Genomic DNA, 25,964 nt, shown 5'->3' on the forward strand with positions numbered 1-25,964 from the left:
GTTACTTGCTCGGACTAGATTTCAGATGGTTGTGGCAGAAGGCTTGAAGGGTCGCAAGTGAGCTCGCCTGCGATGCGATAGAGCTTCTCGACGGTAATGTTGACCTCGCCACGCTCTATTCGGCCCATGTAGCTGCGGTCGATGTTACAGGACAGCGCGAGTGCATCCTGGGAAATCCGGCAAGCTTTCCTCTGCACTCGAATGCGTTCCCCTAACGCTTTCGCCAACTTATCCATGACCGTCTCAATTCAACTTGAGGCGGCACTATCGTGCGTTTGCGGACACACAGGCCACGGACTATAATCCGCATTTCTTTCGCGTTAACTCTTCTGGTGCCTCAATGAAATCGGCCTCGTTTATCTTCGACAGGCGTCTGTATGAGCTGCTTCAGGAGCCAGGGCGTACAACGTTTACGACCCGTGAATTGCGGGATGCCTACGCCGAGCGTCTCGGAGAGGGCTTTTCTCTCAATGATGTTCGCCGTTACGTTTATGAGCAGATCCGCCGCATGCTCCGGTTGGGCTGGCTTGTGCTTGATGAAGAGCGCCGGACACGAGGGCAGGTTTACCACCTGAAGACGTTACCGACGCGTACTCAGCTTGAACTGATCGACGATGGGTTCGAGCTCCGTCTTATAGCGATACGTGAAGCCGATCAGGAGCGATCACTGGTTGAGCCGGATGTTGTTGCGGACAGCCCGGTACCTGATGCAGAGCAGCATCTGGAAACGCTCCTCAAGGAGATTCGGCTGGATTTCCTTTCTGCGATGGGAGAAGCGGAGCGCTACAAGCAGCTCTTTGAAGATATGCCGCATCTGCGAGACAAGGTCGAAAGCGAATACCTGGATGCTCGGGACCGAAGTTCGCGCCTGATTGGGCATCTCCGGGCTGTCGAGAATACGCTCAGAACGCTCGCCGCTACTCGATGACCTCCTCGCTGCGAGATTGGCAACGCCGCTGTATCAATACGGCGCTGAAACACTTCCTTTCCACGTCACATTTTTTCTGCCAAGCAACACCAGGCGCTGGCAAAACGCGCATGGCAGCAGAGCTGGCTCGCAACCTGCTGGATCAGGGCAGGATTGATCTTGTGCTCTGCTTTGCGCCGTCATGCCAGGTAGTGGAGGGCTTCCGCTCGACCTTCACGGAAGTGCTCGGCAGGCGTCTGGATGGTCAGCTCGGTGCGGTGGGCGCTGCGTACACCTATCAAGCCATGGATTACCGTGAAGAGGCGTTCTGGCAGCTCCTCGACGACTACCGGGTCTTCGTTGTCTTTGACGAGATCCATCACTGTTCGGGTCATGATCCGCTGCTGAGCAACGCTTGGGGGCAGCAGATCCTCCAACGGGTTCAAGATCGCGCCGCATGCACGCTGGCACTGTCCGGCACACCATGGCGCTCGGATGACCGGGCAATTGCCCTGGCTCGCTACTCGTCGCCGGAGGGCCAGCTGATTTGTGACTTTCGCTATGGATTGAAAGAGGCTATCGCTGATGGAGTTTGCCGCTCGCCCCGCATAGTCCTCCTCGACAATCAGCAGGTGAGGCTCACGGAGGAGTTGCAGACTGAAAGTACCGTCAGACTTTTTCCCAGCATCGCTAAGCTCTTGGGAGAATCCCCCGTCACCTACGAAGAACTACTGCGTCACGAAGATGTGATCGATCAGTTGCTCATCCTGGGACGTGCCAAGCTGGACGTGCTGCGCCAGATCAAGCCAGATGCGGCTGGCTTGGTGGTATCTACCGATATCGAGCACGCACGACAGATAGCCCATGCCTTGGAGGCCATGGGGGAAAGCTGTCAGATCGTCACCAACCGAACGCCGGATGCCCAGCAGTTAATCAACACGTTTAGGCACAGCGACTGCCGTTGGATCGTCGCAGTTGGGATGATCAGTGAGGGAACGGACATCCCCCGTCTGCAGGTGTGCTGCTACCTCAGTCGTATTCGTACTGAGCTGCACTATCGGCAAGTGCTGGGTCGGGTACTCAGGCGCAAGGATGAGTCAGATGATCAGGCTTGGTTATTCATGCTGGCTGAGCCGACGCTACGGCGTTTCGCCGAGAGAATTGCGGTTGATTTGCCGGACGATTTGGCGGTATTGAGTGTACAGGTGCCAGACCCTGCGTCGGGCTCTGCGATAGGGTGGCCAGGCCTTGGCTTCAATGAAAGCGAGCGAGCAGGCGGAGAGCCGGATGGCGAGCAGGTTCATGATGCCAGCGTGGAAAATGTCGTATCACTGGATGGGCTGGCAGATGGGCCGACCTATCAGGTCAGCTTTTCTCAACACTATCGGCAGCAACTATTGGCGTGCTATTAGCGCTTCTGTGGGACAAAGCATGGCCCAGCCAGGGAAAGCCAAAATGGATCAGCATGAAGAAGAGTCCGGGCGCTAGCTGAAGCCGTCAACCAGTTAGCCATCGAGGTATTCGGGAATCCAAAGGAGACAGAGCGCTGGCTCAAAGCACCAAACAAGCCCTTGGCGGAAACTCTCCCGCATCGCTTTGCAGAACAGAGGCTGGAGCGATACAGGTTCGGCGCGTACTACACGCGGTAAAGTGGGAGGGAGCGTGTAAATGGTGTCGAGTTTTTTCTTTTGTAGAGGCTGACATGACGTTGCCCCATGAGCGGACCCGCGCAGTAGCGCAAACCTACGAGTTTCTAAGAAAACTCGCTCGTAACAGCAATCTGCCCGAGGAAGTTCGCCGCGATGCATTCGACTTGCTACGCCACTTCCCTAACCAATATGGCGTGACGAAGGCCGGAGCGAATGAGGAGAGGTGAATCGCCCCTCGTTTCGTAGACGCCCCCAAGCTTCCACATGGAGGTCTGCTAAACCGCTACGAAACGGTTCCCTTCTGGCCGAAAGTGGTCGCCCGTGGGAGACAGCTACCGGCCCAATAGCAGTCCTTCAATGAACGGTGCTCGAGTTGCCGCGCGTCCTTTCCAGGGCAAATAAGAATGGAGACTCCTTCCGTCGAGACGCAGGGACCTCCATATGAAAATCGACGCTGAACGCCGATAGATGTCGTCATTATCGGTGGTGGGCAAGCCGCTTTAGCCACCGCATATTTCCTGCGTCGTACTGGTTTGTCATTCGTGATGCTCGATGCCGATGATGGCCCCCGACGGCGCCTGGCGTCACGGCTGGAACTCCTTGCGACTATTATCCCCAGCGACCTAGAGTTCGATTCCCGGCTGAATGATGCCTCCGGTTGAGAATGGCTACCCCACGCGCGATCACGTCGACGATTACCTCGCGCGCTATGAAGATCGCTACCAGCTTGCGGTCCAGCGCCCCCTGCGGGTCAACTCGGTGGAACGCATCCCGGGGGCGCTGCGCGTTCGTACCGAGCATGAGCATTGGGACGCCAGGGCGGTGGTCAGCGCCACCGGTACCTGGAGCCATCCACATATCCCCCTCTATCCCGGCAGCGAGATCTACGGCGCCAGCAGAGTTGCACTCGGCCCACTATGTCGAGGCGCAGCCGTTCGCAGGTAAACGCGCGCTGGTGGTAGGCGGTGGCAACTCCGGGGCGCAGATACTAGCAGAGGGTTCTAAAGTGGCCGATGCCACCTGGGTGACGCCCATCAGCAATGGCCGCATTGACCTGCTTGGAGAAAGCGCGCATTTCGCACATCACCCGATCCGACTCCACTGCATCTAAATTAGATTCAGCACAGGCCGGACAGAACTCGCCAGTTACAGCAGTAATGACGGTGGTTGCACCCTTGTAGGTATAAGGCAGATCGTGGGTGTTGTGGATCAATTCCGCTACGCCGCAAACAGGACATTTCATGTTCATAGCTCCTTGAAGAACACGATCAGCATGCCATCAAAGATCGCCAGCGTAAGAATGCTTGCCTGGCGCCTGATGGCACTGAGCAACCTTTTTGTCCAAATGCCTTGCGACAACATAGCCTACGAAGCCCGCCGCACTCAAGGCTACGAGTACGCCCCCTAATGCGATCATCAGCATGCTTGCCTGGTTCATCTGATTCTCCGTTCGGTGTGCCAGATATGACAATACCATCAGCTTGGCCTGCGCCTCATCGACTACACATAGCGGCATGATATCAACGGTCCGGGTCTGAGCGTGTTTGCCCGGCTCTTAACGACTACAAATTGCGGCAGGGTATCAGCGGTCCGCATATGGTCGTGCTTGCGCCGGCTCTTAACAACTACAAATTGCGGTATGAATGCTCGTGCTACTGCCCGCCAAAAGTGTAAGCGATGGAACTGGTTGCGCCTAACTCCGCTGGTTGAAACGATGGCTGCAGGTTCGATCGCAGATCCGCAACCTGAACCTCATGTGAAGCCAGTCATGCGCTCTAAGTTATTTGATTTTGTTCTATCCAAAAAGCGTTGGTTTCACTGGGCGATAGTCAAAGAGTGCTTCTGGCCAGAAAGGGGCCGACCCCGGCATTGGTGAGCCGGTCAGAAGCTGGGAATTACCAGCCGGCTGTAATTGGCCGCTAGCCGCCGTTTTGGAGCGAAAGCAGTCAACCACAATCAGACATTGTTTGGATTGCTATGACGAGGCGCCATCAGCTCGTTGCTTGAGTTTCAGGCAAATGTTTTCCTCTCCCGCCTCAACTGACAGCTCATCACCCAAACTCCATCTGAGCTGCTCAAGTAGCTCTGATGGAAGCTCAACGATGACGTCTCCGCTGCCATCCCCTGGGTCTTGGCATACAACTCGCCAGCTTTCAGATGTAGTAGTCATAGATTCGCCCTCACGCAGTAGGCACAGTATGGCAGCTTCATCTTGGGCAGATCCGCTTGGTACGGTGGGGCAGCATTTGGCCGGTTAGCGACGGCCTGGCTTCGACCGTCGCTATGCATGGTCAAACCTCGGTCTGTTCCGCCATCTCTAGGGCATCATCGACCTCAATCCCCAGATATCGAACGGTGCTCTCCAGCTTCGTATGGCCGAGCAACAGTTGAACTGCCCGCAGGTTCTTCGTCCTGCGATAGATCAGCGATGCCTTCGTACGTCTCATTGTGTGAGCTCCATACAGAGCTGGATCAAGGCCAATGGCTTTCACCCAACCTTTGACGATACGAGCGTATTGACGAGTGGATAGATGGTCTGAGATATGCAGCCGGCTCGGAAAAAGGCAATCCTCGCTGCGGAGCTGGGCTTGATGTATCCAGGCCGCGAGAGCAGACCGTATTTGCTCAGTGATCTCGAACTGCACCGGCCGCTGCGTTTTCTGCTGCATAACCATGGCTCGTGATGACACGTGCTCACCATGAGCAACGTCGCGCACACGAAGTTTGGTTAAGTCGCAGGCTCGAAGCTTGCTGTCGATGGCCAGATCGAAGAGAGCCAGATCCCGTGTTTTTTCCGCAATTTGCAGCCTTACTCGGATGGCCCAGATATCTCTAAGTCGGAGCGGGGTTTTCTGCCCGACCAGTTTTCCTTTGTTCCAAGGCTGACGGCTGCAGGTACCGATGGCGTTCATGGCAAGTCGTCCACGTGTGGGAGGACAAGGATGGCTAGCCAGAGCAGTGGTCGCTAACCGGGCAATTGCAGCCGGTCACGACTGGCAGCTACCGGCCAAAAGCGGACGATTGCTGGCAGGTATTCAAGCTATGTCCCCAGGCCCTGGGGAAATAGCTTGGGGTTTGAGAAAGCCTGCTTAAGGTGGTCGTACACCAATCGCACCCGCTTCGATACAGGACCCTGCTGCGGGCGGTATATGAACAGATCCCATGGTGCTGGAGCGTGATCAGCCAAAACGGCAACCAGCGTTCCTGACCGCAGATGAGGCTCAGCCAGATAGGCAGGAATTTGGCCAAAACACATGCCTGCCAGGGTGGCTTCCAATTCCGTATCTGGATCATCACAGATAAGCGCTGGCTGCCTGGGCGCGAACGTTTGCCCGTCGGCAAATAGCCAAGGCCAAGGGCGGCCATTTTTCCGGTCGATCAGGACTGAAAGTGGCAGCTTAGCTAAGGCATCCAAAGATTTAGGTGGTGTCTTTTGGCCTATGAGAGACGGGCACGCGACAACGTAAAACGGCACGGGAGCTAAGGCACGTGCAACGTAGCGCCGGTCGCGAATAACCCCCACCCGGATACCAATATCGATATGCGCTTCAACGGCATCAGTCATCTGATCTTCCAAGCGGAGATCGAATTGCAGGTCAGGATGTGCAGCGGCCAGGGGCTGAAGAAACGGTATTAGGAAGCGCCTGCCAATAGCATGTGGAGCCGTAATCCCCACCTTACCTGACAGCTCAGGCTCCGTCCTGTGCGACCGGAATAGCGTATCGAAATGATCCAGAGCTGACCTGGCATCTTTGGCGTAATCCTGACCGAAAGCAGTGATGCTCACCTGGCGGGTATTGCGGTGGAACAGTGATTCGCCAAGCTCAGTTTCCAGGGCTTGAATGGCTCGAGTCACCCCTTGTGGGGAGATGCCTAATCGAGTTGCCGCTTCGCGGAAGCTACCTGCCTCTGCTGCTGTGCAAAAAATCCTAACCATCTCCATGCGGTTAAGCATGTTGCCCCCCCCATTTATTCCATTTTCAGGAATAGTATAATCCAATCATTTCCATTTATTGAGATCAATCATGGGTCTAAAGTTTGCGCACTGCCAGGTTAACCAGCCATGGCGAAGTACAAACCCGCCGATGAGGTTCTCAGCATGAGCAATAACATTTCTGGAAAAGTTGTCGTTATCACCGGTGCCAGTAGCGGCCTGGGTGAGGTTACTGCACGCCACCTTGCTGCGCTTGGCGCTCGCGTAGTGCTGGCTGCACGTCGCAAAGATAAACTCGACGCATTGGTGGCTGAGCTGACCAATGCAGGTGGTCAGGCAATCGCGTATCAGACCGATGTTACCTCTCAGGAAGAGGTCAAAACGCTCATTCAAGGTGCCGTGGACACCTACGGTCGCATTGATGTACTGATCAACAATGCCGGACTGATGGCGATTGCACCGCTCAGCGATACTCGCACTGACGAGTGGGATCGCATGATCGATATCAACATCAAGGGTCTGCTGTACGGAGTCGCGGCTGCATTGCCAGTCTTCCAGAAACAAAACAGTGGTCACTTCATCAACATCGCATCGGTTGCAGGCCTGAAGGTGTTCAGCCCAGGTGGCACCGTGTACAGCGGCACCAAGTTTGCTGTGCGGGCTATCTCCGAAGGACTGCGTCACGAAGTCGGTGGCAGCATCCGCACCACGACTATCGAACCGGGCGCCGTGGACTCCGAACTGAAATTCGGCAGCACCCACCAACAGAGCCGCGATTTCGTGGTGGACTTCTACAAGCATGCAATTCCCGCCGAATCGGTCGCTCGAGCTATCGCCTTCGCAATTGAGCAGCCTGCTGACGTGGATATTAACGAGATCGTTCTGCGCCCAACCGTGCAGGAATTCTAATGAGTTGAGGGCCTGTCTCTTCGGCGTCAGGCCCCGCTTATCTGGAGTGAAAAGCGGTGAGTGCCACATGGCCCGGAAGAAAAGAAGCAAGCGCTCGATGCAGGTGCTGAATGCCCTGCAATTCTTCAGCAGCTTGCAGCTGTTCGTGGGGCTGACAACGGATTGATGGCAACGGTTATGGAGAGCTATCTACGGGAAGAGTTTCCCAGTAGCGAAATCAGGAGCGATTCGCAGAACAAGTCCATTGACGAGACCATCTCCATCGTCCGCTCCTACCTGCGGTAGAGGCACCAGGGTGCCCTCGGTGAGGGAAAATTTAGTTAGCTAGTAAAGGAAGCGACATCATGAAATCACGTGCAGCAGTTGCCTTCGGGCCTGGAAAGCCACTGGAAATCGTCGAGATCGACGTCGAGCCGCCGCGCAAGGGCGAGGTGCTTGTCAGGATCACGAATACCGGCGTTTGCCATACCGACGCCTTCACCCTGTCGGGCGAGGACCCGGAAGGCGTGTTCCCGGCGGTGCTGGGCCATGAGGGCGCCGGCATCGTGGTCGAGGTCGGCGAGGGCGTGACCTCGGTCAAGCCGGGTGACCACGTGATCCCGCTGTACACCGCCGAGTGCGGTGAGTGCCTGTTCTGCAAGAGCGGCAAGACCAACCTGTGCGTGGCGGTGCGCGCCACCCAGGGCAAGGGCGTGATGCCCGATGGCACCACCCGCTTCAGCTACAACGGCCAGCCGATCTACCACTACATGGGCTGCTCGACCTTCAGCGAATACACGGTGGTGGCCGAAGTCTCGCTGGCCAAGATCAACCCGGACGCCAATCCCGAGCATGTCTGCCTGCTGGGTTGCGGTGTGACCACCGGCATCGGCGCTGTTCACAACACGGCCAAGGTTCAGCCGGGTGACTCTGTGGCCATCTTCGGCCTCGGCGGCATCGGGCTCGCTGCGATTCAGGGGGCACGCCAGGCCAAGGCGGGTCGCATCATCGCCATCGACACCAATCCAGCGAAGTTCGAGCTGGCTCGTACCTTCGGCGCGACCGAATGCCTCAACCCGAAGGACTTTGACAAGCCGATTCACGAGGTTCTCATCGAGATGACCGGTTGGGGTGTCGATCACACCTTCGAGTGCATCGGCAACGTCAACGTGATGCGCTCGGCACTGGAAGCAGCACATCGTGGCTGGGGCCAGTCGATCGTCATCGGCGTGGCTGGTGCAGGCAAGGAAATTTCGACGCGCCCGTTCCAGTTGATCACCGGTCGCACCTGGAAGGGCTCGGCTTTCGGCGGGGTCAAGGGCCGCACTCAACTTCCCGGCATGGTGGAGGACGCAATGAAAGGCGAGATCGATCTCGCCCCGTTCGTCACCCACACCATGGGCCTCGACGACATCAACAAGGCCTTCGACCTGATGCATGAAGGCAAGTCGATTCGCACGGTGATCCACTACTGATCGCCCACTACCCATTCAACGCCAACCACCAAGGAAATTAATCATGTCCACTCCTGTCATTTCTGGCGATGGCATCTTTTCGCACATCTTTATCGGCGCTGCCGACCTTCAGAAGTCGGTCGCGTTCTACGCCGCCGCTCTGGGTGCTCTTGGCATCAAGAACCTCGGTCCTTTCAACAACGGATGGGTACTTTTCGGTCGCGAAAAGCCGGCTTTCATCATCGCCCGCCCGGGCAATGGTGAAGCGCCTTCCAGCAACGGCGTGACGATCGGCTTTGCGGCCGCCACTCCCGCTGAAGTGGATGCCTTCCACGCCGCCGGCCTTGCCGCAGGCGGCACTGACGAGGGCCAACCTGGCGCACGTGGTCACCTGCCGGGTGCCTATGCTGCCTACCTGCGTGATCCGGCGGGCAACAAGGTCTGCTCGTACACCTTCGTCTGAAAGCAAGGAAGCTGAGAGCGTTCTGACAGGGTCAGCACAAGCCTCTATTATACGGCGAGCCTGTTAGACGGACTGCGTAACGCGGTGCATGCTCATGAAGATCGGCCCGCAGCCATGTGTGAAACGCATGGCTGCGGGCATTTGTTTTGAAGCGTGCTTTTCAACCAATGAGAAATGAGGTCGTTATGAAAGAGCCGGCCAATATCAATACGACGACCGTACAACCCACCCCAACCGCCACCGTGTACGGCATGCCGGCTTATGCCGATCGTGCTGCAGCCGTGGGTGAAGTGCATGCGCGCCCGCATCTGTTGCTTGAGGCCCCCCGCGGTATATTGCAGCTCGCTTTCATGACCGAAGGTGACCAGACCAGGGATCAGATGGCGATGAGCGAGTTGTCTCATCGCTTCGGCGTTGCCGAGCCCGACCACGCTACGCCGCTACACGGCATGACATGGGATGAGGGAGACCTTCACTGTGAAAAGCACACCGAGTTCTCTACGTATCTCTGGTGCGCTTCGCTGGATTCCAAGACGGGAGAGCCTTGCGGAGAAAATCCCTTCAAACATGGATTTGTTCCTCCGGGCCCGGTCATATCCGGCATCCGCTTGAGACTTCTTCCGTGGATACCAGAAACGGAGAAGGAGGCTGATCGCTTCGATCCTGCCAGCCTGTGCTACTCGTTGGTAGAGAACGGCTCTGCCGCCATCTTGACCGACTTCCGACAGGATGAGGATGGCCTGACGCAGATCCTCATCCTTGCTCGTGATTTGACCCCGGCGCGGGCAGGTGCGCTGGCTCAACTTCTATTGGAGATCGAGACGTACCGTACCTTGGCGTTGCTGTCTCTGCCGTTGACGCGATCGATGACGTCGGAGCTGCGACACATGGAGTCGCGCCTTGCTGCGATCACTGACGAGATGTGTACGAATTTGGTAGAACGCCGCGATAGCGACGTGCTGCTTTCCGAATTGACCGGTCTGGCCGCCGAACTGGAAGCTGGCGTCGCGGCAAATCTCTATCGCTTCGGCGCCAGCCGTGCCTACTACGAGATCGTCGAGGAAAGGCTGGCTGCGCTTTCAGAAGTGGCCGTATCCGGATACAGCACCTGGGCGGATTTCCTGCAGCGTCGCATCGCTCCAGCCATGCGGGAGTGCCAATCCGTAAAGGAGCGCCAGGCCAAGCTCTCCGACAAACTGACCCGAGCCATCGCGTTGCTGCGTTCGTGGATCGACGTCGAACTTGAACGCCAGAACCGCGATCTGCTGGCTTCGATGAACAACCGGGCCAAGTTGCAATTGCGCCTTCAGCAAACCGTCGAAGGCCTGTCGGTCGCGGCAATTTCTTATTACGTCGTGAGTCTTCTCGGCTACCTGCTCAAGGGCATTCCGATCGTTCACGACAGCGTGGCGCCGGTGATGGCGGTTCTGGTACCTGCGGTGATGCTGACGATCTGGTGGATCGTCCGCAGGATAAGACACGCCCACAGCGACACGGCGGCGGAAGAGAAATCTTCCTGACGAGCTGCCGTCCTGGCGCGCGATAGCTGCGCCGTCCGTTTGAACAGAGGAGAACAACATGCCAAGCAATTCTTTCGGTGAATCCTCTTGTACCGCTGCGGCCTGCATTGAAGCGTTTGTAGACCTTATTCCAGTAGCCAAACGCCTTGGGCAGGTCTCTCCAGGGACATCCCGTGCGCATGCGGTACAGCATGCCCTCCACGGTCATTCGTAGATCACGCTTGTTGTAGATGGCCTTGTGCAGCAGAATTTCCCGCAGCTTCGACCAATGCTCATCGCTGAGCAGTAATCGGGGCATTGCAAGCTCGTATCGATGTTGGGTCAGAGCTTCAACGATACGGGCTTGCTCTTATAGATCAATGGGTTAGCGCGAAATGGCAACAGACCCTAGCAAACCAGTTCAAATAACGTGGCGCAGTAGTTTTATCAGGTCCAAATGCGCCGTTTGGCCTGCGTCAGTTTCCCGGCGGTCTCCAGCTGTACATACACCAAACGCCTCTGGTCATCCACCGCGTCGCAACTCCCTGACACCCCGGCCCAGCTTGCGGCGCAACAGGGCCCGCAGGGTCACCCCATCCGAGTACCCGACCTGTGCGGCGACTTGGTCGACGCTCGCGTTTCCGGTGCGCAAGAGATGGACGGCATGCTCCACGCGCAGGTCCTGGAAATACGACAACGGTGTCTTGCCCAAAACGCTTTGCAGCCGCCGCGCCAAGGTGCGCTCGCTTGTGCCCGCGGCGCTGGCCGCCTCGGCCAGCGAGAACCCCTTCGCGAGCTGACTTCTGGCCCAGGACTCGAAGCGCTCCACCATCGGGTCGGCATGCGCAAGGTGGTCGGGAATCACGAACTCGGCTTGCGAACTGCGTGCCTCGACCAGCAGATAGCGTGCTACTAGGGCCGCCAGCGCCGGACTGCGCCCCCGGATGATGCGCAAGGCCAGGTCGACGTGGGCCAAAGCGGCACCCGCGGTAGTGAAGCGTGTCGAGTTCACGATCATGCGTGACTCGTCCAGCGTGACGTTCGGATAGCGCTGCCGAAACATCGGCCCCAGCCACCATGACGTCGTCGCACGATGCCCATCAAGCAGGCCACTCTCTGCAAGCAAGAAACTACCGGAGCAGGCGGCACCAAGGTGCGCGCCAGCGGTGGACCACTGCTGTAGCACGGCGACCGCATCGGGCACGTCGGGGCGTGTGAGCCGAGCCGAGAGCGTGTCAGGCATCTTTTCACCAAACGCGGGCACGAGCACGACGTCTGGTTCCGGCACACCACGCGCAGTGACCACGGGGACCGTCAAGCCTTGCGCAGTTCGGATGCGACGCCGCACGCCCACCAGCGTGAGCTCTATGTGCGCGGGAGCCTGTGGCAGCGAGCCCGACATCGCATTGGCCAAGCCCACTGTGTCGGTGAGCGCCGCAAGCCCCAGATCAAACACGCCATCACAAACAAGGATGTGGATTTTCATGGCAACAATGATATCAATGTTGTCATTATTGTCTATAGAGATGGCTGTCATGAAGACTTAGACTGCAGGCTCGTCGATCCATTCATCTAACCCAGTTACCCAAAGGATTACAGTATGACCAAGCTCGCCCTGTTTGTTCGCCTCGAAGCCAAACCCGGCCAGGAGGCTGCGCTTGCCGACTTCCTGGCCAGCGCACTGCCGCTCGCCAACGCCGAGTCCGGCACCACTGCCTGGTTCGCATTGAAGTTTGGCCCTTCGACGTTCGGTGTGTTCGATGCCTTTGCCGATGAGGCAGGTCGCCAAGCACATCTGAACGGCCAGATCGCCGCGGCCTTGATGGCCAACGCCGCGACCTTGCTCAGTTCTCCGCCCAATATCGAGAAGGTCGAACTGCTTGCAGCCAAACTGCCTGCATGACAACCCGGCCTTGACCCAATCAGGTCACGCTGCAGGATGGGGGGCACAAGCTCTACGCAGCGATCCCCCCCTCGATTGCACTTGCCCAGGGAGCTACCTTCCACAGCGACGGGGGGCAATATTGCAGCCAGAACTTCCAAGCTGCGTCAGCAAGCAGGGGCAACATCAGGGCTGGCTGTGATGTTCCGATTCGTCGGGTAGTTATCGAGAAGTACCGACTGTTTGCAACGTGTCGGTACCGAGAGCCGTCTGGGCGAGCCAGATTTCCGGCCCATTGGAAGTCCGCAGTCCGCAAGCGCGGATCGATCGAGCGATTTGTTGAAAATCAACGACCTAGCACCGGGCCGTTCGGGCTAGTGAGGGTTTCTGGGGGGGCGTAACGATTCGAACTCCTGCAGGGGCTCGGTGGGGTGGAACCCTGCGCCAAACCTATGTAACTCAGCGCCTTGCGACCGCTGCAAACTCCTGCGGAAAGGTGCGGAATCCGGGCCTTGATGCCCGCAATCCTACCAGTTCTGCCCTGGTCGGGTCACCAACCGAGCGCATCAGACAGGGCGCCAGTTCTATTCCCGTTTGGGAATTGAACCCGCGTCAGCATCCACTCATCCGACGTTCGATCAGGCGGTGACGAACCGCTCCCGAAATGCTCGCCGGACCTGGTCGTAAGGCACAGGGCTGGTGGCGTGCGGGACCAGCGCGCTTCTGTCGCCGATGAGGTAGTTGATCCGGTAGGTGCAGTTTCCGGAGGGGTGCAGCATGCCGGCAATCACCCGGTCGGGATTCAGAACCCGCTCCTGGATCAGGCGGTCCAGCACGCTCTGGACCTACGGCCCCAAGCCAACGAACATGGCATCTTTCAGTTCTTCGACTTCCGCCGCGAAGTGCTACAGCAGGTACTTCCTCAGCAAGGGGTGCTTGGTCATATCCGGTGAGCCACGGTAATCGTCGTCCTTTACGAATACCGGATAGCGCAGACATTGATTTTCGTGCGTTAGAGAGGGCCTCGCTGCCCAAAAGCCTCACGCGCAAACTCCAAGAAGCTGCGCAGCTTTGGAGTCATTCTTCGGTCAGGGGCATAGAGGATGTGCATTGCGGTATTCGGCACCGGGTACTGCGGCAACAGACGCACCAGTGTCCCATCGCGCAGTGCATCGCTAACCAACTCTATCGGCTGTAGAACCACGCCTAGACCAGCTACAGCCGCTGCCAGCAGTGGATCACCTTGATTGATCGTTAATTTGCTTGTAATAGGAACATCTATACGCCCCTCCGGGCTGTCGAAGCTCCAGTGTGAGCGGCCATCAGAATAGGTAAACCCCAGACATTCCTGCTGCTGTAGATCCCACGGATTGATGATGGGAGGGCGACGTGCAAGATAGGACGGCGCAGCGCATAAAACCATCTGATAGGGCTCCAGTGGCAATGCCTTCAACCCACTGCTCGCCAGCTCGCCGATGCGAAATACCACGTCGTAACCATCATCAACGATATCGACCAGTTCGTTCGATAACGTTAGGTCAACAGACACCTGAGGATACCGAACCATGTATTCCAGCAGGCGTGGCGAAAGCGTGCGGATTCCGAACGTGACCGGCGCGTTGATGCGAAGGCGGCCGCTTGGTGTGCCCCGAGTGAGGGCAGCCAGGCTCTCGGCAGACTGCATGTCTGCAAGGATCAGTTTTGCTCGCGGGTAGAACGCCCTGCCGAAGTCGGTGAGGCTTTGCCTGCGCGTAGTCCGGTGCAGCAGGGAAACACCCAGATGTTGTTCGAGCATTTTCACCTGTTTCCCTACCAATTGAGGGGACAGATTCAGGTCGTCCGCAGCGGCGCTGAATGAACCCAGCTCAACTGTTTTGACGAACGTGGCCATCTGGGTCAGGCGATCCATTATAAACACTCTGTTTCTAGTAATACGCCATCGTAGGCATTTATCTAGCGCCAACCAATGACTAAATTTTTGTCACCTTTCGAGTGCCCGGATACCTTCCGGATGTACGTCGAGGCCCATTGATAAACGAGGTATTTATGATGGCACGCATTGTCAGAATTCATGAATACGGTGACGCCAGCGTTCTGAAGCTGGAAGATCTGGAAGTATCGGCACCAGCAGCAAACGAGGTGCAAATTAGTGTTAAAGCTTTTGGCTTGAACCGAGCCGAAGTGATGTTCCGCAATCACGCATACCTACAAGAAGCGGAGTTCCCCAGCCGCTTAGGCTACGAGGCCGCAGGCATCGTAACGGCAGTTGGGAGCGACGTAACCGAGATCACGATTGGTGACTCGGTCGCTCTGATCCCACCTCTGGATATTGCTCGCTGGGGCACCTACGGCGAGTTGGCCAATGTACCGGCCCACCTGGTGGTAAAGAGCCCTGAGAACTTGTCCTTTGAAGAGGCTGCGGCGTCTTGGATGCAGTACGTCACCGCCTGGGGGGGATTGATTGAACAGGCGAAGCTACGTCAGGGCGATTTTGTCATCGTTACCGCCGCGTCAAGCAGTGTTGGCTTGGCCGCCTTCCAAATGGCTCGTATGGTCGGCGCCACATCGATTGCGATCACTCGAACTCACGCGAAGAAGCAAGCCCTACTTGATGCAGGCGCTGCGCATGTCATCGTCAGCGATGAAGAGGATATCGTCGAGCGTGTTATGACGATAACTGCCGGTCAAGGCGCTCGCGTTGTATTCGATCCTGTAGGCGGGCCGTCCTTGGAACCTCTCACGCAGAGCATGGCGCGGGGCGGAATTTTGCTGGAGTACGGCGCACTTAGCTCTGAACCGACACCATTCCCACTGTTTACCGTGCTGGGCAAAAGCCTGACTTTGAAGGGCTATCTCTACGCAGAGATTGTGGCCGACCCTGAAGCCCTAGAGAGAGCAAAGGCTTTTATTCTGCAAGGGTTGGAGTCCGGTGCGTTGCGCCCGATCATCGCAAAGACATTCACACTTAGCGACATCCAGGATGCCCATCGTTTCCTTGAAGCCAATCAGCAGATCGGCAAGATCGTGGTAACTGTCTGACCAGCAATTATGGGGCTGAGAGCGTAATCCTTCGGCCCCGATTCAAGCCAGCCCTGATGACCGCTTTTGGCCGATTCTGTGTATCCGTCCGGCCAACACACCTTCTTGGCCCCGACGCCAAAGGCGATGGTGTCCACCTGATTTAAGTGGACACCATTTCTAGCCTTTTATGCCGCTGGGCAAACCTATTTTCCCGAGGGCGTGGCGCGGCCGGGTTGGTATCAGCCAACGGACAGAGGTGTTGAGCGCAGGCTGGGAGAAAGACTCGCTTGGCTGCGCTCGCTCGATGATGAGACGCCGCCAGAGGCGGACGCCTGATCGGTCCATCCGAAACCTGCCCATCGTGATCTCACAAACTACAGGATAAGCACATGCCAGCCTCTTCTTTCGGTGAGTCCTCGGCGCATATCAGACGGAGACGCGTTGCCCACTATCTACGCACGGAGTCTGGCGCTGCGGTGCTGCTGGTGATCGTCACGGTTGTGGCGCTCGTGTGGGCGAACTCGCCGCTATCTAACGCCTATTTCGAGTTGTGGCACCTAGACGTCGGGTTCAACTTCGGGCCACTGCGCCTACACATGGATCTGCATCACTGGGTCAACGACGGCCTGATGGTCGTCTTCTTCTTCCTGATCGGACTGGAGGTGCGTCAGGAGTTCGCCCACGGATCGCTCCGTGACCGCAGCCGTGCCCGCCTCGCCCTGATCGCGGGGGTCACGGGAGTCGTGCTTCCCGCGCTGGTGTATGTCCTGATCGTGAAACTAGCCGGAAGTGAGGGCCTGCACGGGTGGGGTGCGGTGGTCGGCACCGATACGGCGTTCATGCTGGGCACCTTGGCGATCGTCGGCCCGCGGCTATCGGGTCAGTTGCGCGTGTTCCTGCTCACCCTGACCGTGGTCGATGACTTCCTCGCAGTGTCCATCATCGGCATCGTCTATAGCGAGGAGATCCGGATCGTCCCGTTGCTTATCGCCCTCGCCAGCCTCGTTGGATTGTGGTTGTTGGGGCGCACCCGCCAGTGGCGGGCGACGCCGTATGTGTTGATCGTGATCGTGCTGTGGTTCGCGACCGTGTACTCCGGCATCCATGCCTCCCTGGCCGGGATGGCTGCGGGGCTCCTGATCCCCGCCTACGCGACGCAGCGTCACAAAGTCGTCGCGGCAAGACAACTGTTCCGTGACTTCTGGCAGTCTCCGAGTGCCGCATCGGCCCACGCGGTGGACCGCGGACTATCCCGCGGTATCTCTGTGAACGAGCGGCTGCACGAGTTCCTGCGGCTGCCTGCGGCACTGCTGATCGTGCCGGTGTTCGCCTTGGCGAACGCCGGGGTGGATCTGCGTGGCGGGTTGCTCGCTGAGGCCTTCGGCTCGCCCGTGACCTGGGGCGTCATCTCGGGACTCGTGCTCGGTAAGCTTCTAGGCATCGGGCTCATCACTCTAGCCGCAGTCCGCCTCGGACTGGGGCGCCTGCCGGTGGGCGTCGGGATGGGGAGCGTGTTCGGTGGTGCGGCGCTGTCCGGGATCGGTTTCACCGTGTCGCTGCTCATCATCGGGCTCGCGTTCGGTACGACCTCTGACCTGGGCCGCCAGGCGACGGTCGGGGTGCTCGTGTCGATGGTACTCGCCACGTTGCTGGGGTGGCTCATATTCAAGGTCGCCGCTCTCAAGTGGGGGGAGGAGACTGCCGATTTGCCGATGGTACTTGAGCCACCAGTCGATCCGGAGGTCGATCACATCCGCGGTCCGGAGGACGCCCAGCTCACGCTCGTGGAGTACGTTGACTTCGAGTGCGCGTACTGTGCACACGCCACCGGTTCGTGGGACGATCTGCGCGCCCACTTCGGGGACGACCTGCGGTATGTGGTGCGCCAGTTGCCGCACCACCCCCACGGGCCGATCGCCGCGCGGGCGTCCGAGGCGGCATCGAACCAGGGGATGTTCTGGCCGTGGCTGGACTTCGTGTTCACCCGTCAGCATGCGCTGGAGCGAGAGGACTTGATCGGCTACGCCGCCGAGCTGGGTCTTGACATCGATCGGTTCATCGCGGATCTCGACAGTCCCGCAGTGATAGAGCGTGTTGAGCGTGACCTCGTCAGCGCGGTCGCCAGCGGTGCGCACGTCACTCCTACGTTCTTCATCGAGGGTCGTCGTCTGCTCGGCAGTTACGACGCCCGCACTCTCACCGCAGTGCTCGAAGCCAGTCGCCGCGGCCCTCGCACTCAGGAAGTCCCGTCCTGAGCGGGGCGAACTACAGGATAAGAACATGCCAAGCAATTCTTTCGGTGAATCCTCTTGTACCGCTGCAGCCAGCGGCCTCGTGCAGGTGCGTGGCGCGCGCGAGAACAACCTCAAAGAGGTGGACGTCTCCATCCCGCGGAATGCGCTGGTGGTGTTCTCGGGTGTCTCCGGCTCCGGGAAGTCCTCGCTGGCCTTCGGCACCATCTATGCCGAGGCGCAGCGACGCTACTTTGAGTCGGTGGCCCCCTATGCACGGCGCCTGATCGACCAGGCGGGCGTGCCGGACGTAGATGCGATCGACGGCCTGCCACCAGCGGTGGCGCTGCAGCAGCAGCGGGGGTCCAGCAATGCGCGTTCCTCCGTGGGCAGTGTGACCACCCTGTCCAGCCTGGTGCGGATGATGTATTCGCGCGCCGGCGCCTATCCCGCCAACCAGCCGATGCTGTACGCCGAGGATTTTTCGCCGAACACGCCGCAGGGGGCGTGCCCGACCTGCCACGGCTTGGGTCATGTGTACGAGGTGACCGAGGCGATCATGGTGCCCGACCCCTCCCTGAGCATCCGTGAGCGGGCGATTGCTTCCTGGCCACCCGCCTGGCAGGGCCAGAACCTGCGCGACATCCTGGTCAGCATGGGCTACGACGTTGACCGGCCGTGGAAGGACCTGCCGAAAAAGGATCGCGACTGGATTCTGTTCACCGAGGAAACACCAACGGTGCCGGTGTACGCCGGTTTCACGCCTGCCGAAACCCGCACCGCGCTCAAACGCAAGATGGAGCCGAGCTACATGGGCACCTTCACCGGCGCCCGGCGGTATGTGTTGCACACCTTCGCCAATACCCAGAGCGCGCTGATGAGAAAGCGCGTATCCCGGTTCATGGAGGGCAAGCCGTGCCCCACCTGCCACGGCAAGAGGCTCAAGCCCGAAGCGCTGTCGGTCACCTTCGCTGGGGTGGACATCGGCGCGTTTATGCAGATGCCGCTGGACCACTTGGCGGCATTGCTCGAACCCATCGCACAGGGCGATTTCCGCGCCCATGCAGCGGGTGCGGCTACGGACAAGGAAGCGACCCGGCGCGAGCGTGCCGAACGCGCTGCCACCGGCCGTGCGGTCCATGCGGTATCGCCCGACGTGCGCCGTACCTCCGCGCTGTCGGAAGAAAAGCGCCTCGCCGCACAGCGCCTGGCTGGAGGCGTGATGGCGCTCCTGCGCCAACTGCGCGGGCTAGGCCTGGGCTACCTGACGCTGGACCGGGCCACGCCGACGCTTTCGGCCGGCGAGTTGCAACGCTTGCGGTTGGCCACGCAATTAAGTTCCCTGCTGTTCGGCGTCGTGTACGTACTCGACGAACCCTCGGTGGGCCTGCATCCCTCCGACAGCCAGGCCCTGTACGATGCACTCGACCGGCTGCGCGACGCGGGCAACTCGGTGTTTGTGGTGGAGCACGACCTGGACCTGATGCGCCGCGCGCAATGGCTCGTGGATGTCGGGCCGGATGCCGGGGAGCGTGGCGGCCGCGTGCTCTACAGCGGCGAGCCGGATGGCCTGCGCAAGATTGCCGAATCGCGTACTGCACGTTACCTGTTCGACGAAATTCCCGCACCCGGAAGCCGAGCACGCGAAGCGACCGGCTGGTTGGAGCTGCAGGGCATCCACCGCCATAACCTGCATGGCGTGGATGCGCGCATTCCGCTGGGCGTGCTGACAGCCGTTACCGGCATCTCTGGCTCCGGCAAATCCAGCCTCGTCGCGCAGGCCCTGCCGGAATTGGTGCTGCTGCACCTGGGCCACGAGCCTGAAGACGATGCCGCCGAAAGCGCCACCAGCGAAGGGCCGGCAGTGGTCGAAGCGACCGGCGGCCATCTGGCGGGCGACGTGGACGCCATACAGCGCCTGGTGCAGGTGGACCAGAAGCCGATCGGGCGCACGCCGCGGTCGAACCTGGCTACCTACACGGGTCTGTTCGACCATGTGCGCAAGCTGTTCGCCGCCACGCCCGATGCTCGACGCCGCCGCTATGATGCCGGACGGTTCTCGTTCAACGTCGCCAAGGGGCGCTGCGAGACTTGCGAGGGCGAGGGTTTCGTTAGCGTGGAACTGCTGTTCATGCCCAGCGTGTACGCGCCGTGCCCGACCTGCCATGGCGCGCGCTACAACGAGGCCACGCTGAAGGTGCAGTGGAACGGGCGCAACATCGCCGAGGTGCTGCAGATGACCGTGGACGATGCCAGCGAATTCTTCGCGGGTGAAGACGCGGTGGCAAGGCCCCTGCAACTGCTGCGCGACATCGGACTGGGCTATCTGCGCCTGGGGCAACCGGCCACTGAGCTTTCCGGTGGCGAGGCGCAGCGCATCAAGCTGGCGACCGAGCTTCAGCGCAGCCAGCGCGGCCGAAGCCTGTACGTGCTCGACGAGCCGACCACCGGGCTGCACGCGTCGGATGCCGACCGGCTGCTGGTGCAGTTGCAGCGCCTGGTCGATGCCAGCAATACCGTAGTGATGATCGAGCACGACATGCGTGCGGTGGCCCAAGCCGACTGGGTGATCGACGTAGGGCCAGGCGCGGGCGCTGCCGGCGGCAGCATCGTGGTGGCGGGTTCCCCTCAGCAGGTGGCCCGAAAGTCTGGCAGCCGAACCGCTCCGTTCCTTGCACGGGAGTTGGCGCGGGTCGAGTAGCTTAGTTCGCCAAATGTTGCCAGCTTCGCGGGGCATTGATCGTCGCCACACGGTGGTGACGGTCGCTGCCCGAGTCGCGTCATCCTTCCTGAGTCAGAGCAAGATAGGGATTGTTGGGCGGTATTTCGGCGAATACCAAGGACCCATTTTCGAGGAGGTAGCCATGCAGTCGGCGGGACTTCCTCGGGCCCGTGACTTCACAGGTCCAAATGTTCAGGCCATTTGAGTGCTTGCGGTGTAGCTGCAGTTTCTCAAAGCGCTTTTGCACCCACTGCCAATCCTGTTGCTTGTCCTGCCTGGCTAGCGCATCCACCTGGGGATGTTCCTGCGCATAGCGATGGAACACGCCGGGACTGACCAGGTAGACGGTGTCGCTCACCGTATGCACGAGCGCCTTGGCGTCGTTGATGATGAGTCGCCGCGCGGCGACTCCCTGTTGCAGCCACGTCATGAAATGCTCCCCGGATGGTATCGCGACTATTGAGTTGATGCAGGTCCAGGCGCAGGGGTAAGTGGCAAGGGAGACGCTGCGGCTGTGGTTGGGGCAGGAACGTCAGGCTGGGCAGGGACTTTCTCCACTGGCTCTTCACTCTTCCCCATGTCGGCCGTGCCATCCAATCCAACCATCGGCAGCATGTCCTCCATGACGTCGGGCACGGGCGGGGCCGCAGTCGGCAAGGCGGTATCGCTGCGAGGGCATTCCCAAGGGGGAGTCTCCTGACCTTCGGGTGCTGGCTGCCCCACGACCGCGGGCGGTGTGCCTGGTGCACTGCCGTTGATTTCCGCTGGCGTCGTGTCGATCGCCACCGTGCCTGCGAAAAGCGCTGGCCGCTCGCCGGATTCCCAGATCAGCGCGGGCGCGAGGCGCAACAGGGTGAACGAGTAGGACCAGCCGGTCGCACTGGTCACGGTCGCGCGCCAGACCGCCTTGCCGTCTGAGGTAGGCTGGAGCATGCCGTGGTCCTGCAGCACGTTGAAGACGGCGGTGTTGTTCGCAGGAATGCCGTCGATCCCCTGAGACAGCAGGTGCGCGCGCAGCTTGTCCGAGACAGTCTTGCTCACCAGCCACAGCCCATCCTCAGTGAGCCAGCCATCGGAGGCTTCCGGCTGATTCAGCTTCAACTGTTCCTTGAGCAGCAAGCGCAGCCCGTCCAGCAGCTTGCGTTGCAGCGCGTGCCTGGGCGCGGCCATGGCGCGCGCGGGATCGCCGCCCAGTTCCTGTGCCACAGAAGCGCGATCAGCCTGCACGACCAGTTCACCCAGCACGCCGGCGTGCTCGTACTGCCCGGCCAAGACGTAGAGCAATGGTGCCCACAGAGACGGATAGCCGCTGAGCCAGTCTAGGAGCGGACCATCGAGCAATTGGCGGTAGAGCAGCCCTGTTGCGGCGCTGTGCAACCGGTACTCGCGGTCTTCGCGGTAGCGGAAGCGGTACGACTGGTGCAGCGGGCCGTGCCAGGGATGCCACAGCGAGCCGTCTGCCAGCTCGACCAGCAGATCGACGGCCACCTTGCCGATGTCGTGCAGCCACGGCGTTGTAACCGGCGTAGTCGTCGGTCATCAGGTAGCCGCGGTAGCCATCGAGCAGGCGTAGCGGCACCTCCTGCGCGCGGCTGGCTGTGTAGTCGAAAAGGATCACCGGCTTGTCCGGCGGCCCACCGCTTTGCACCCACATCCAGGATTGTGCCGAGGGGTCGCGTCCCGGTTCATGCAGCACCTGCAAGCGCGTTTCGTCGCAGTGCAACACGGGGTAGTCCAGCAGCTTGTCGCGCATCAGGTTGAGCAACGGTTGCAGTTGCTCGCCACTTTGGATCACCCAACGCGCCAGGGGCTGGCGTGGGATGTCGACGCCGTGGCGGCTGCCCCCTAAAGAAGGTTGGCCGTAGAAGAGCACTTGAAGGGCTTCGCGTCCCTCTCTGGAGTGTGCTGTCTTTTGCGTGTACAGCCCCTGGTTTCAGCGTTGTCAAGTGGCAGTTTTGCTATAGGAGCGTTTTTTCCGCGCACCGCATCACTGGTAATGCTATTCGATCACTCGAAGCTTCGGATGATCTGATCGTTATTTGGTCAGATTGCTGTTTTTGACATCGGCAAAGACTGAAATCAGTCAGAAATACAAGGGTGTGCAGCCCTAGATTCTTTCTTGCAGCGCCTTGAAGAAGGCATCGATATTCTCATCGTGGCGTTTGTAGTAGGTCCAGGGGCCGATCCGCTGCGATGTCACCAATTGCGCGCGCTGTAGAGCTGCGAGATAAAGCGATGTCGTTGACTGCGAGAGGCCCGTGCGCTCTTGGATGATACTGACGCACACGCCTACCGTTTCTGGGTCGACTTCCTGCTCGGGAAAGACTGTCCTGGGATCCTTGAGCCAATTGAGGATGGCAAGGCGCGTCGGGTTCGCCAATGCTTTCAGGGCTTCGTTGACGTCAATAGTCATGAATTTTTTGAGACCTGTTTTTTTCGATATCTAAATATCTTCCTGATTCGCGCATCAAATTGGAAGGCTTCGCCATGATCTCTTCGCGCCTGCCCGTCGCAATGACGGGCTGGTTTGGACTGGAATCCTATTGCCCTGTCAGGTAGGACTATCGGGCACCTGTGCGCCGAATTGCGGGACGATATGTTTGCCAAGTTCCTCGATAACCTCTGCTGCGGGGCGTTTACCATACTTGAGGTTCAGGATGACGTGATCTACACCGATTTCCTGAAGTGTATCCAGCAAGGCCCGCAGGTGGTTACGTCCCAGTCGGAATCCTAGATGGATAGGCGAGGGTGGCGTGGATGGGTGTTCGTCCAGGTCGATATACAGCGATTGCAAGAACGGCTTGTAGATAGTGCCACATTGTTTAGCCGTTTCCTGTCGCCAATCTTCCACGATGAGTCGCTGCATTTTTGGCGGACGTGGATAGTTGATCCATCCATGGCTTTCACGCGCGATCCAATCGAGCGGCTGGCGGCTGTGTCCGGTTACGAATAGCGGTATTTCCCGAGTCGTAGGTTTGGGAACGAGATCGGCCCCCAGTAACTCGCCGTGACTCCAGCGAATGGGCTCGAAGTGTGTTCGATGGGCTTGGCGTATCACATTGAGGTTTTCTTGAAAGGTCTCGCCACGCTGTTCTGGATCAATGCTGAATGCGGGAAACTCCACGGGACGATCGCCAGAGGCTACTCCCAGGAGCAAGCGACCTCCGCTCAACTGATCAATGCTCGCTGCGGCCTTTGCCGTGTGCAAGGGATTACGCAGAGTAAGGGCGATGGAGGCGGTGCCTAGTGCGATTTTTGTTGTATGGGCTGCCATGTAGCCCAGATACACCCAAGGGTCGAAAACCTGGCCGACATCGCCGAAGCTTGGGTCCCTGAGTGGGACGTCGCGAAACCAGAGCGCCGAAAAACCAAGTGCCTCTGCACGTTTGGCCAGCGCGACCTGATCTAGCATGCTCGGTGTATCACCTTCGAAAGCCTCCAGGGGAAAGAACAGCCCAAGGCTTAGATGACCCTGCCTGAAGGTTCGTTTGAATCCCCTATGCTCTTGGTAGGGGATCGTGCTCGGTTGGTACATGCTTAACTTCCTCGGTCAACAATCGCTGAGCCACGCCCCTGAGTTATGGGGCGTGGCATTGAGCGTTTAGGATTTGTAAGTCGGGTAGTCGGTGTAGCCCTTATCGGTACCGCCGTACATGGTGCTTGGATCAACTGGGTTAAGCGGCCAGTTGTTGGCGATACGAGCGGGCAGGTCGGGGTTCGCAATGAAGGGGCGGCCAAAAGCGATCAGATCGCCCCAGCCAGCTTTTATCACGCGATTTCCTCGTTCAGCGGTGTACTTGCCGGCATAGATAATCTTGCCGCTGAATGTCTTACGAACAGCTTCCCGGAACGTCTCAGGCAGCTCGGGTGCGTTTTCCCAATCGGCTTCGGCGAGCGACAGGTAGGCAATGCCCACTTCCTCGAGGATCTTCACTGCCTCGATGTAGGTTTGATGAGGATCTTCTTCGACCAGACCAAGGTAGACGCGGTCTTCGTCTGTGGTCGCGAACAGCGGGGCGAAGCGAACGCCAACGCGCTCCTTGCCGACCACACCAGCAACAGCGAGGGTGATTTCGCGCAGGAAGCGAAGACGGTTCTGCAGCGAACCGCCATATTCATCATCACGCTGGTTGGTATGGGCCGAAATGAACTGGTTTACCAGGTACCCGTTCGCGCAGTGAAGCTCCACCCCGTCAAAACCTGCGTCCAAAGCATTTCGGGCTGCTTGGGCGTAGAGCTCAACCAGTTCCTTTACCTCCTTGGTGGACAGGGCTCGTGGGGTCGAAGGGTCGGCCAGTGTACCCGTGCCGGGGCCAGTTTCGATGAACACCTTGACGTTGTCCGCGCGGATGGCTGATGGCGCGACGGGCGCTTCACCACCGGGTTGCAGCGATGTGTGCGACACGCGGCCCACATGCCAAAGTTGAGCAAAGATCACCCCCCCTTCGGCGTGAACAGCGTCGGTGACCTTACGCCAGCCTTGTATCTGTTCCGGGCTATGAATGCCAGGTGTCCAGGCATAACCCTGTCCTCGGGGTTCGATCTGTGTGCCCTCGGTCACCATGAAGCCAGCACCGCTGCGCTGACGGTAATATGTGGCCATTAGGTCGTTCGCAATATTGCCGGGTTGGGAGCTGCGCGAACGCGTCAGTGGCGGCAGAACGATACGGTTCTTGAGGGTGTATGGGCCCAGCTGAGTCGTTTTGAAAAGTTCTGATTGTGTCATTTTGCTTACCTGCATATCTGAAATATTCGATGTCGTAGGTCGAAAAAACATGGATCAACGAGGTCTGAAGAGTCCGAGCGGTGCAGGTCACGAAGGCGCGCTGTGCGCCCTGCACCGCGCGGGCGACGTCGGCAGCTGTGGCGTTGGGATGTTGGTGAGAATTTTTCCGTTGGCGGGGTTGATAATGTCGAGGGCTTCACCGTATTCGTCCGAAACTCACTGGTTGTCAATAAACAGGCCGTAGCTGCTGTCGGGAAGGTGATTCGGACGGGTATCGCTGGAATCTTTCATGGGAGTACCTCCTGAGGTTTCTAGCGCGGTTATGGGTAGGCTATTCTCGATATTCATATATGTCAATATATTAATATCGCTTCCGGCACGTACGCATGGTTCCACGCCCTTGCAGCTCACTTCTGGATCAGCTGGGAGCGCGCCGTGCTTCGCGCTAGGGTTGCCTATGCAGTCAGCTCCCTTGAGCTTTTCATCATGGAGGCTGGCTGCATCAGGTATGCCATTGCCGTGATTGCGTTGATGCTATTGCCCGACAACAAAGGTATTCACCTTGACGATCTGGATGACAGCGAAGTT

General features: G+C 59.0%; 24 protein-coding genes and 5 pseudogenes. 13 read left to right on the forward strand and 16 right to left on the reverse strand.

What is annotated here, in order from left to right; translation table 11 throughout:
* Positions 1-14: 14 nt before the first annotated feature.
* Positions 15-236, reverse strand: coding sequence for a helix-turn-helix domain-containing protein (locus NA619_RS17305; protein ID WP_255963081.1), 222 nt, complete (start codon positions 234-236; stop codon positions 15-17).
* Between the two features lie 104 nt (positions 237-340).
* Here NA619_RS17305 and NA619_RS17310 point away from each other — a divergent pair, with 104 nt between their 5' ends.
* The 4 genes and pseudogenes from NA619_RS17310 to NA619_RS17320 all read left to right on the forward strand — a co-directional run.
* Positions 341-928, forward strand: a complete 588-nt coding sequence (locus NA619_RS17310) for a hypothetical protein (protein ID WP_255963082.1) — start codon at positions 341-343, stop codon at positions 926-928.
* Positions 925-2,319, forward strand: a complete 1,395-nt coding sequence (locus tag NA619_RS17315; protein WP_255963083.1) for a DEAD/DEAH box helicase — start codon at positions 925-927, stop codon at positions 2,317-2,319. The genes NA619_RS17310 and NA619_RS17315 overlap by 4 nt, the downstream gene beginning before the upstream one ends.
* Positions 2,320-2,453: 134 nt before the next feature.
* On the forward strand, positions 2,454-2,783 hold the full coding sequence (locus tag NA619_RS25250; RefSeq protein ID WP_423836847.1) for a BPSL0761 family protein: 330 nt from the start codon (positions 2,454-2,456) through the stop codon (positions 2,781-2,783).
* 237 nt (positions 2,784-3,020) lie between these two features.
* Positions 3,021-3,589 (forward strand): annotated as a pseudogene (locus NA619_RS17320) (NAD(P)-binding domain-containing protein); the annotation flags it as partial.
* Here NA619_RS17320 and NA619_RS17325 read toward each other — a convergent pair.
* The 5 genes from NA619_RS17325 to NA619_RS17345 form a co-directional block, all read right to left on the reverse strand.
* Positions 3,545-3,805, reverse strand: coding sequence for a type II toxin-antitoxin system MqsA family antitoxin (locus NA619_RS17325; protein WP_336605467.1), 261 nt, complete (start codon positions 3,803-3,805; stop codon positions 3,545-3,547). The pseudogene NA619_RS17320 and the gene NA619_RS17325 sit on opposite strands and share 45 nt — an antisense overlap.
* 30 nt (positions 3,806-3,835) lie before the next feature.
* Positions 3,836-3,994, reverse strand: coding sequence for a hypothetical protein (locus NA619_RS17330; protein WP_255963085.1), 159 nt, complete (start codon positions 3,992-3,994; stop codon positions 3,836-3,838).
* Positions 3,995-4,531: 537 nt separating this feature from the next.
* Positions 4,532-4,726, reverse strand: a complete 195-nt coding sequence (locus tag NA619_RS17335; protein WP_255963086.1) for an AbrB/MazE/SpoVT family DNA-binding domain-containing protein — start codon at positions 4,724-4,726, stop codon at positions 4,532-4,534.
* 121 nt (positions 4,727-4,847) lie between these two features.
* Complete coding sequence (locus NA619_RS17340) at positions 4,848-5,468, reverse strand: tyrosine-type recombinase/integrase (RefSeq protein WP_255963087.1); 621 nt, start codon at positions 5,466-5,468, stop codon at positions 4,848-4,850.
* Positions 5,469-5,596: 128 nt separating this feature from the next.
* Entirely contained in the window at positions 5,597-6,511 is a 915-nt protein-coding gene (locus tag NA619_RS17345; protein ID WP_169918103.1) for a LysR family transcriptional regulator, read from the reverse strand.
* A gap of 144 nt (positions 6,512-6,655) precedes the next feature.
* Between NA619_RS17345 and NA619_RS17350 the strand changes: the two genes are divergently transcribed.
* The 5 genes from NA619_RS17350 to NA619_RS17370 all read left to right on the forward strand — a co-directional run bounded on the left by NA619_RS17350 (position 6,656) and on the right by NA619_RS17370 (position 10,815).
* Positions 6,656-7,399 carry an SDR family oxidoreductase gene (locus NA619_RS17350; protein WP_031633346.1) on the forward strand — a complete coding sequence of 248 codons (744 nt, stop codon included), beginning with the start codon at positions 6,656-6,658 and terminating at the stop codon, positions 7,397-7,399.
* 60 nt (positions 7,400-7,459) lie between these two features.
* Positions 7,460-7,684, forward strand: a complete 225-nt coding sequence (locus tag NA619_RS17355) for a metal-sensing transcriptional repressor (protein ID WP_013970887.1) — start codon at positions 7,460-7,462, stop codon at positions 7,682-7,684.
* A 59-nt stretch (positions 7,685-7,743) separates the two neighbouring features.
* On the forward strand, positions 7,744-8,853 hold the full coding sequence (locus NA619_RS17360) for an S-(hydroxymethyl)glutathione dehydrogenase/class III alcohol dehydrogenase (RefSeq protein WP_003291553.1): 1,110 nt from the start codon (positions 7,744-7,746) through the stop codon (positions 8,851-8,853).
* A 43-nt stretch (positions 8,854-8,896) separates the two neighbouring features.
* Complete coding sequence (locus NA619_RS17365) at positions 8,897-9,295, forward strand: VOC family protein (RefSeq protein ID WP_003291554.1); 399 nt, start codon at positions 8,897-8,899, stop codon at positions 9,293-9,295.
* A gap of 185 nt (positions 9,296-9,480) precedes the next feature.
* On the forward strand, positions 9,481-10,815 hold the full coding sequence (locus tag NA619_RS17370; RefSeq protein ID WP_042927609.1) for a DUF3422 family protein: 1,335 nt from the start codon (positions 9,481-9,483) through the stop codon (positions 10,813-10,815).
* A 103-nt stretch (positions 10,816-10,918) separates the two neighbouring features.
* Here the strand turns inward: NA619_RS17370 and NA619_RS17375 are convergent.
* The 3 genes and pseudogenes from NA619_RS17375 to NA619_RS25260 form a co-directional block, all read right to left on the reverse strand.
* Positions 10,919-11,113, reverse strand: a pseudogene (locus NA619_RS17375) (transposase); the annotation flags it as partial.
* A 204-nt stretch (positions 11,114-11,317) separates the two neighbouring features.
* Positions 11,318-11,626 (reverse strand): helix-turn-helix domain-containing protein, encoded by a 309-nt coding sequence (locus tag NA619_RS25255; protein ID WP_374367937.1) that lies wholly within the window; start codon positions 11,624-11,626, stop codon positions 11,318-11,320.
* A gap of 123 nt (positions 11,627-11,749) precedes the next feature.
* A pseudogene (locus NA619_RS25260) lies at positions 11,750-12,331 on the reverse strand (DJ-1/PfpI family protein); the annotation flags it as partial.
* Positions 12,332-12,394: 63 nt separating this feature from the next.
* Here NA619_RS25260 and NA619_RS17385 point away from each other — a divergent pair.
* Positions 12,395-12,697 carry a putative quinol monooxygenase gene (locus NA619_RS17385; protein WP_007182542.1) on the forward strand — a complete coding sequence of 101 codons (303 nt, stop codon included), beginning with the start codon at positions 12,395-12,397 and terminating at the stop codon, positions 12,695-12,697.
* A 617-nt stretch (positions 12,698-13,314) separates the two neighbouring features.
* On the opposite strand, the gene NA619_RS17390 is transcribed toward NA619_RS17385, so the two are convergent.
* Together NA619_RS17390 and NA619_RS17395 are read right to left on the reverse strand one after the other, a co-directional pair.
* Positions 13,315-13,512 (reverse strand): hypothetical protein, encoded by a 198-nt coding sequence (locus tag NA619_RS17390; RefSeq protein WP_023082110.1) that lies wholly within the window; start codon positions 13,510-13,512, stop codon positions 13,315-13,317.
* A gap of 176 nt (positions 13,513-13,688) precedes the next feature.
* Positions 13,689-14,585 (reverse strand): LysR family transcriptional regulator, encoded by an 897-nt coding sequence (locus NA619_RS17395; RefSeq protein ID WP_013970892.1) that lies wholly within the window; start codon positions 14,583-14,585, stop codon positions 13,689-13,691.
* A gap of 140 nt (positions 14,586-14,725) precedes the next feature.
* On the opposite strand from NA619_RS17395, the gene NA619_RS17400 reads away from it, so the two are divergent.
* The 3 genes from NA619_RS17400 to NA619_RS17410 all read left to right on the forward strand — a co-directional run bounded on the left by NA619_RS17400 (position 14,726) and on the right by NA619_RS17410 (position 20,629).
* Positions 14,726-15,715 carry a zinc-dependent alcohol dehydrogenase family protein gene (locus NA619_RS17400; protein WP_042927614.1) on the forward strand — a complete coding sequence of 330 codons (990 nt, stop codon included), beginning with the start codon at positions 14,726-14,728 and terminating at the stop codon, positions 15,713-15,715.
* Between the two features lie 371 nt (positions 15,716-16,086).
* Entirely contained in the window at positions 16,087-17,952 is a 1,866-nt protein-coding gene (nhaA, locus tag NA619_RS17405; RefSeq protein WP_200598876.1) for a Na+/H+ antiporter NhaA, read from the forward strand.
* Positions 17,953-17,977: 25 nt separating this feature from the next.
* Positions 17,978-20,629: an excinuclease ABC subunit UvrA gene (locus NA619_RS17410; protein ID WP_200598875.1), complete on the forward strand. Its 2,652-nt coding sequence runs from the start codon at positions 17,978-17,980 to the stop codon at positions 20,627-20,629.
* Positions 20,630-20,708: 79 nt separating this feature from the next.
* Here the strand turns inward: NA619_RS17410 and mobH are convergent.
* The 5 genes and pseudogenes from mobH to NA619_RS17435 form a co-directional block, all read right to left on the reverse strand.
* Positions 20,709-22,156: pseudogene (gene mobH, locus NA619_RS17415) on the reverse strand (MobH family relaxase); the annotation flags it as partial.
* Positions 22,154-22,490, reverse strand: a pseudogene (locus NA619_RS17420) (IS66 family transposase); the annotation flags it as partial. The pseudogenes NA619_RS17420 and mobH, both read right to left, overlap by 3 nt.
* A gap of 267 nt (positions 22,491-22,757) precedes the next feature.
* Entirely contained in the window at positions 22,758-23,063 is a 306-nt protein-coding gene (locus NA619_RS17425; RefSeq protein WP_012464920.1) for an ArsR/SmtB family transcription factor, read from the reverse strand.
* 138 nt (positions 23,064-23,201) lie between these two features.
* Positions 23,202-24,185 (reverse strand): LLM class oxidoreductase, encoded by a 984-nt coding sequence (locus NA619_RS17430; RefSeq protein ID WP_003291626.1) that lies wholly within the window; start codon positions 24,183-24,185, stop codon positions 23,202-23,204.
* Between the two features lie 66 nt (positions 24,186-24,251).
* Positions 24,252-25,376 (reverse strand): alkene reductase, encoded by a 1,125-nt coding sequence (locus NA619_RS17435; protein ID WP_034000002.1) that lies wholly within the window; start codon positions 25,374-25,376, stop codon positions 24,252-24,254.
* Between the last annotated feature and the right edge of the window lie 588 nt (positions 25,377-25,964).

Origin of the sequence: Stutzerimonas stutzeri, assembly GCF_024448895.1 — a bacterium.
GTDB lineage: Bacteria > Pseudomonadota > Gammaproteobacteria > Pseudomonadales > Pseudomonadaceae > Stutzerimonas > Stutzerimonas stutzeri_Q.

What these genes read in the sequence shown, in the direction of transcription:
- NA619_RS17365 (WP_003291554.1), top strand. Translation starts at nt 8,897, where the DNA reads ATGTCCACTCCTGTCATTTCTGGCGATGGCATCTTTTCGCACATCTTT.
- NA619_RS17345 (WP_169918103.1), bottom strand. Translation starts at nt 6,511, where the DNA reads ATGCTTAACCGCATGGAGATGGTTAGGATTTTTTGCACAGCAGCAGAG.
- NA619_RS17430 (WP_003291626.1), bottom strand. Translation starts at nt 24,185, where the DNA reads ATGTACCAACCGAGCACGATCCCCTACCAAGAGCATAGGGGATTCAAA.
- nhaA (WP_200598876.1), top strand. Translation starts at nt 16,087, where the DNA reads ATGCCAGCCTCTTCTTTCGGTGAGTCCTCGGCGCATATCAGACGGAGA.
- NA619_RS17360 (WP_003291553.1), top strand. Translation starts at nt 7,744, where the DNA reads ATGAAATCACGTGCAGCAGTTGCCTTCGGGCCTGGAAAGCCACTGGAA.
- NA619_RS17335 (WP_255963086.1), bottom strand. Translation starts at nt 4,726, where the DNA reads ATGACTACTACATCTGAAAGCTGGCGAGTTGTATGCCAAGACCCAGGG.
- NA619_RS17305 (WP_255963081.1), bottom strand. Translation starts at nt 236, where the DNA reads ATGGATAAGTTGGCGAAAGCGTTAGGGGAACGCATTCGAGTGCAGAGG.
- NA619_RS17315 (WP_255963083.1), top strand. Translation starts at nt 925, where the DNA reads ATGACCTCCTCGCTGCGAGATTGGCAACGCCGCTGTATCAATACGGCG.
- NA619_RS17435 (WP_034000002.1), bottom strand. Translation starts at nt 25,376, where the DNA reads ATGACACAATCAGAACTTTTCAAAACGACTCAGCTGGGCCCATACACC.
- NA619_RS17400 (WP_042927614.1), top strand. Translation starts at nt 14,726, where the DNA reads ATGGCACGCATTGTCAGAATTCATGAATACGGTGACGCCAGCGTTCTG.
- NA619_RS25255 (WP_374367937.1), bottom strand. Translation starts at nt 11,626, where the DNA reads ATGGTGGAGCGCTTCGAGTCCTGGGCCAGAAGTCAGCTCGCGAAGGGG.
- NA619_RS17325 (WP_336605467.1), bottom strand. Translation starts at nt 3,805, where the DNA reads ATGAACATGAAATGTCCTGTTTGCGGCGTAGCGGAATTGATCCACAAC.
- NA619_RS17350 (WP_031633346.1), top strand. Translation starts at nt 6,656, where the DNA reads ATGAGCAATAACATTTCTGGAAAAGTTGTCGTTATCACCGGTGCCAGT.
- NA619_RS17385 (WP_007182542.1), top strand. Translation starts at nt 12,395, where the DNA reads ATGACCAAGCTCGCCCTGTTTGTTCGCCTCGAAGCCAAACCCGGCCAG.
- NA619_RS17410 (WP_200598875.1), top strand. Translation starts at nt 17,978, where the DNA reads ATGCCAAGCAATTCTTTCGGTGAATCCTCTTGTACCGCTGCAGCCAGC.
- NA619_RS17310 (WP_255963082.1), top strand. Translation starts at nt 341, where the DNA reads ATGAAATCGGCCTCGTTTATCTTCGACAGGCGTCTGTATGAGCTGCTT.
- NA619_RS17395 (WP_013970892.1), bottom strand. Translation starts at nt 14,585, where the DNA reads ATGGATCGCCTGACCCAGATGGCCACGTTCGTCAAAACAGTTGAGCTG.
- NA619_RS17425 (WP_012464920.1), bottom strand. Translation starts at nt 23,063, where the DNA reads ATGACTATTGACGTCAACGAAGCCCTGAAAGCATTGGCGAACCCGACG.
- NA619_RS17340 (WP_255963087.1), bottom strand. Translation starts at nt 5,468, where the DNA reads ATGAACGCCATCGGTACCTGCAGCCGTCAGCCTTGGAACAAAGGAAAA.
- NA619_RS17370 (WP_042927609.1), top strand. Translation starts at nt 9,481, where the DNA reads ATGAAAGAGCCGGCCAATATCAATACGACGACCGTACAACCCACCCCA.
- NA619_RS17330 (WP_255963085.1), bottom strand. Translation starts at nt 3,994, where the DNA reads ATGAACCAGGCAAGCATGCTGATGATCGCATTAGGGGGCGTACTCGTA.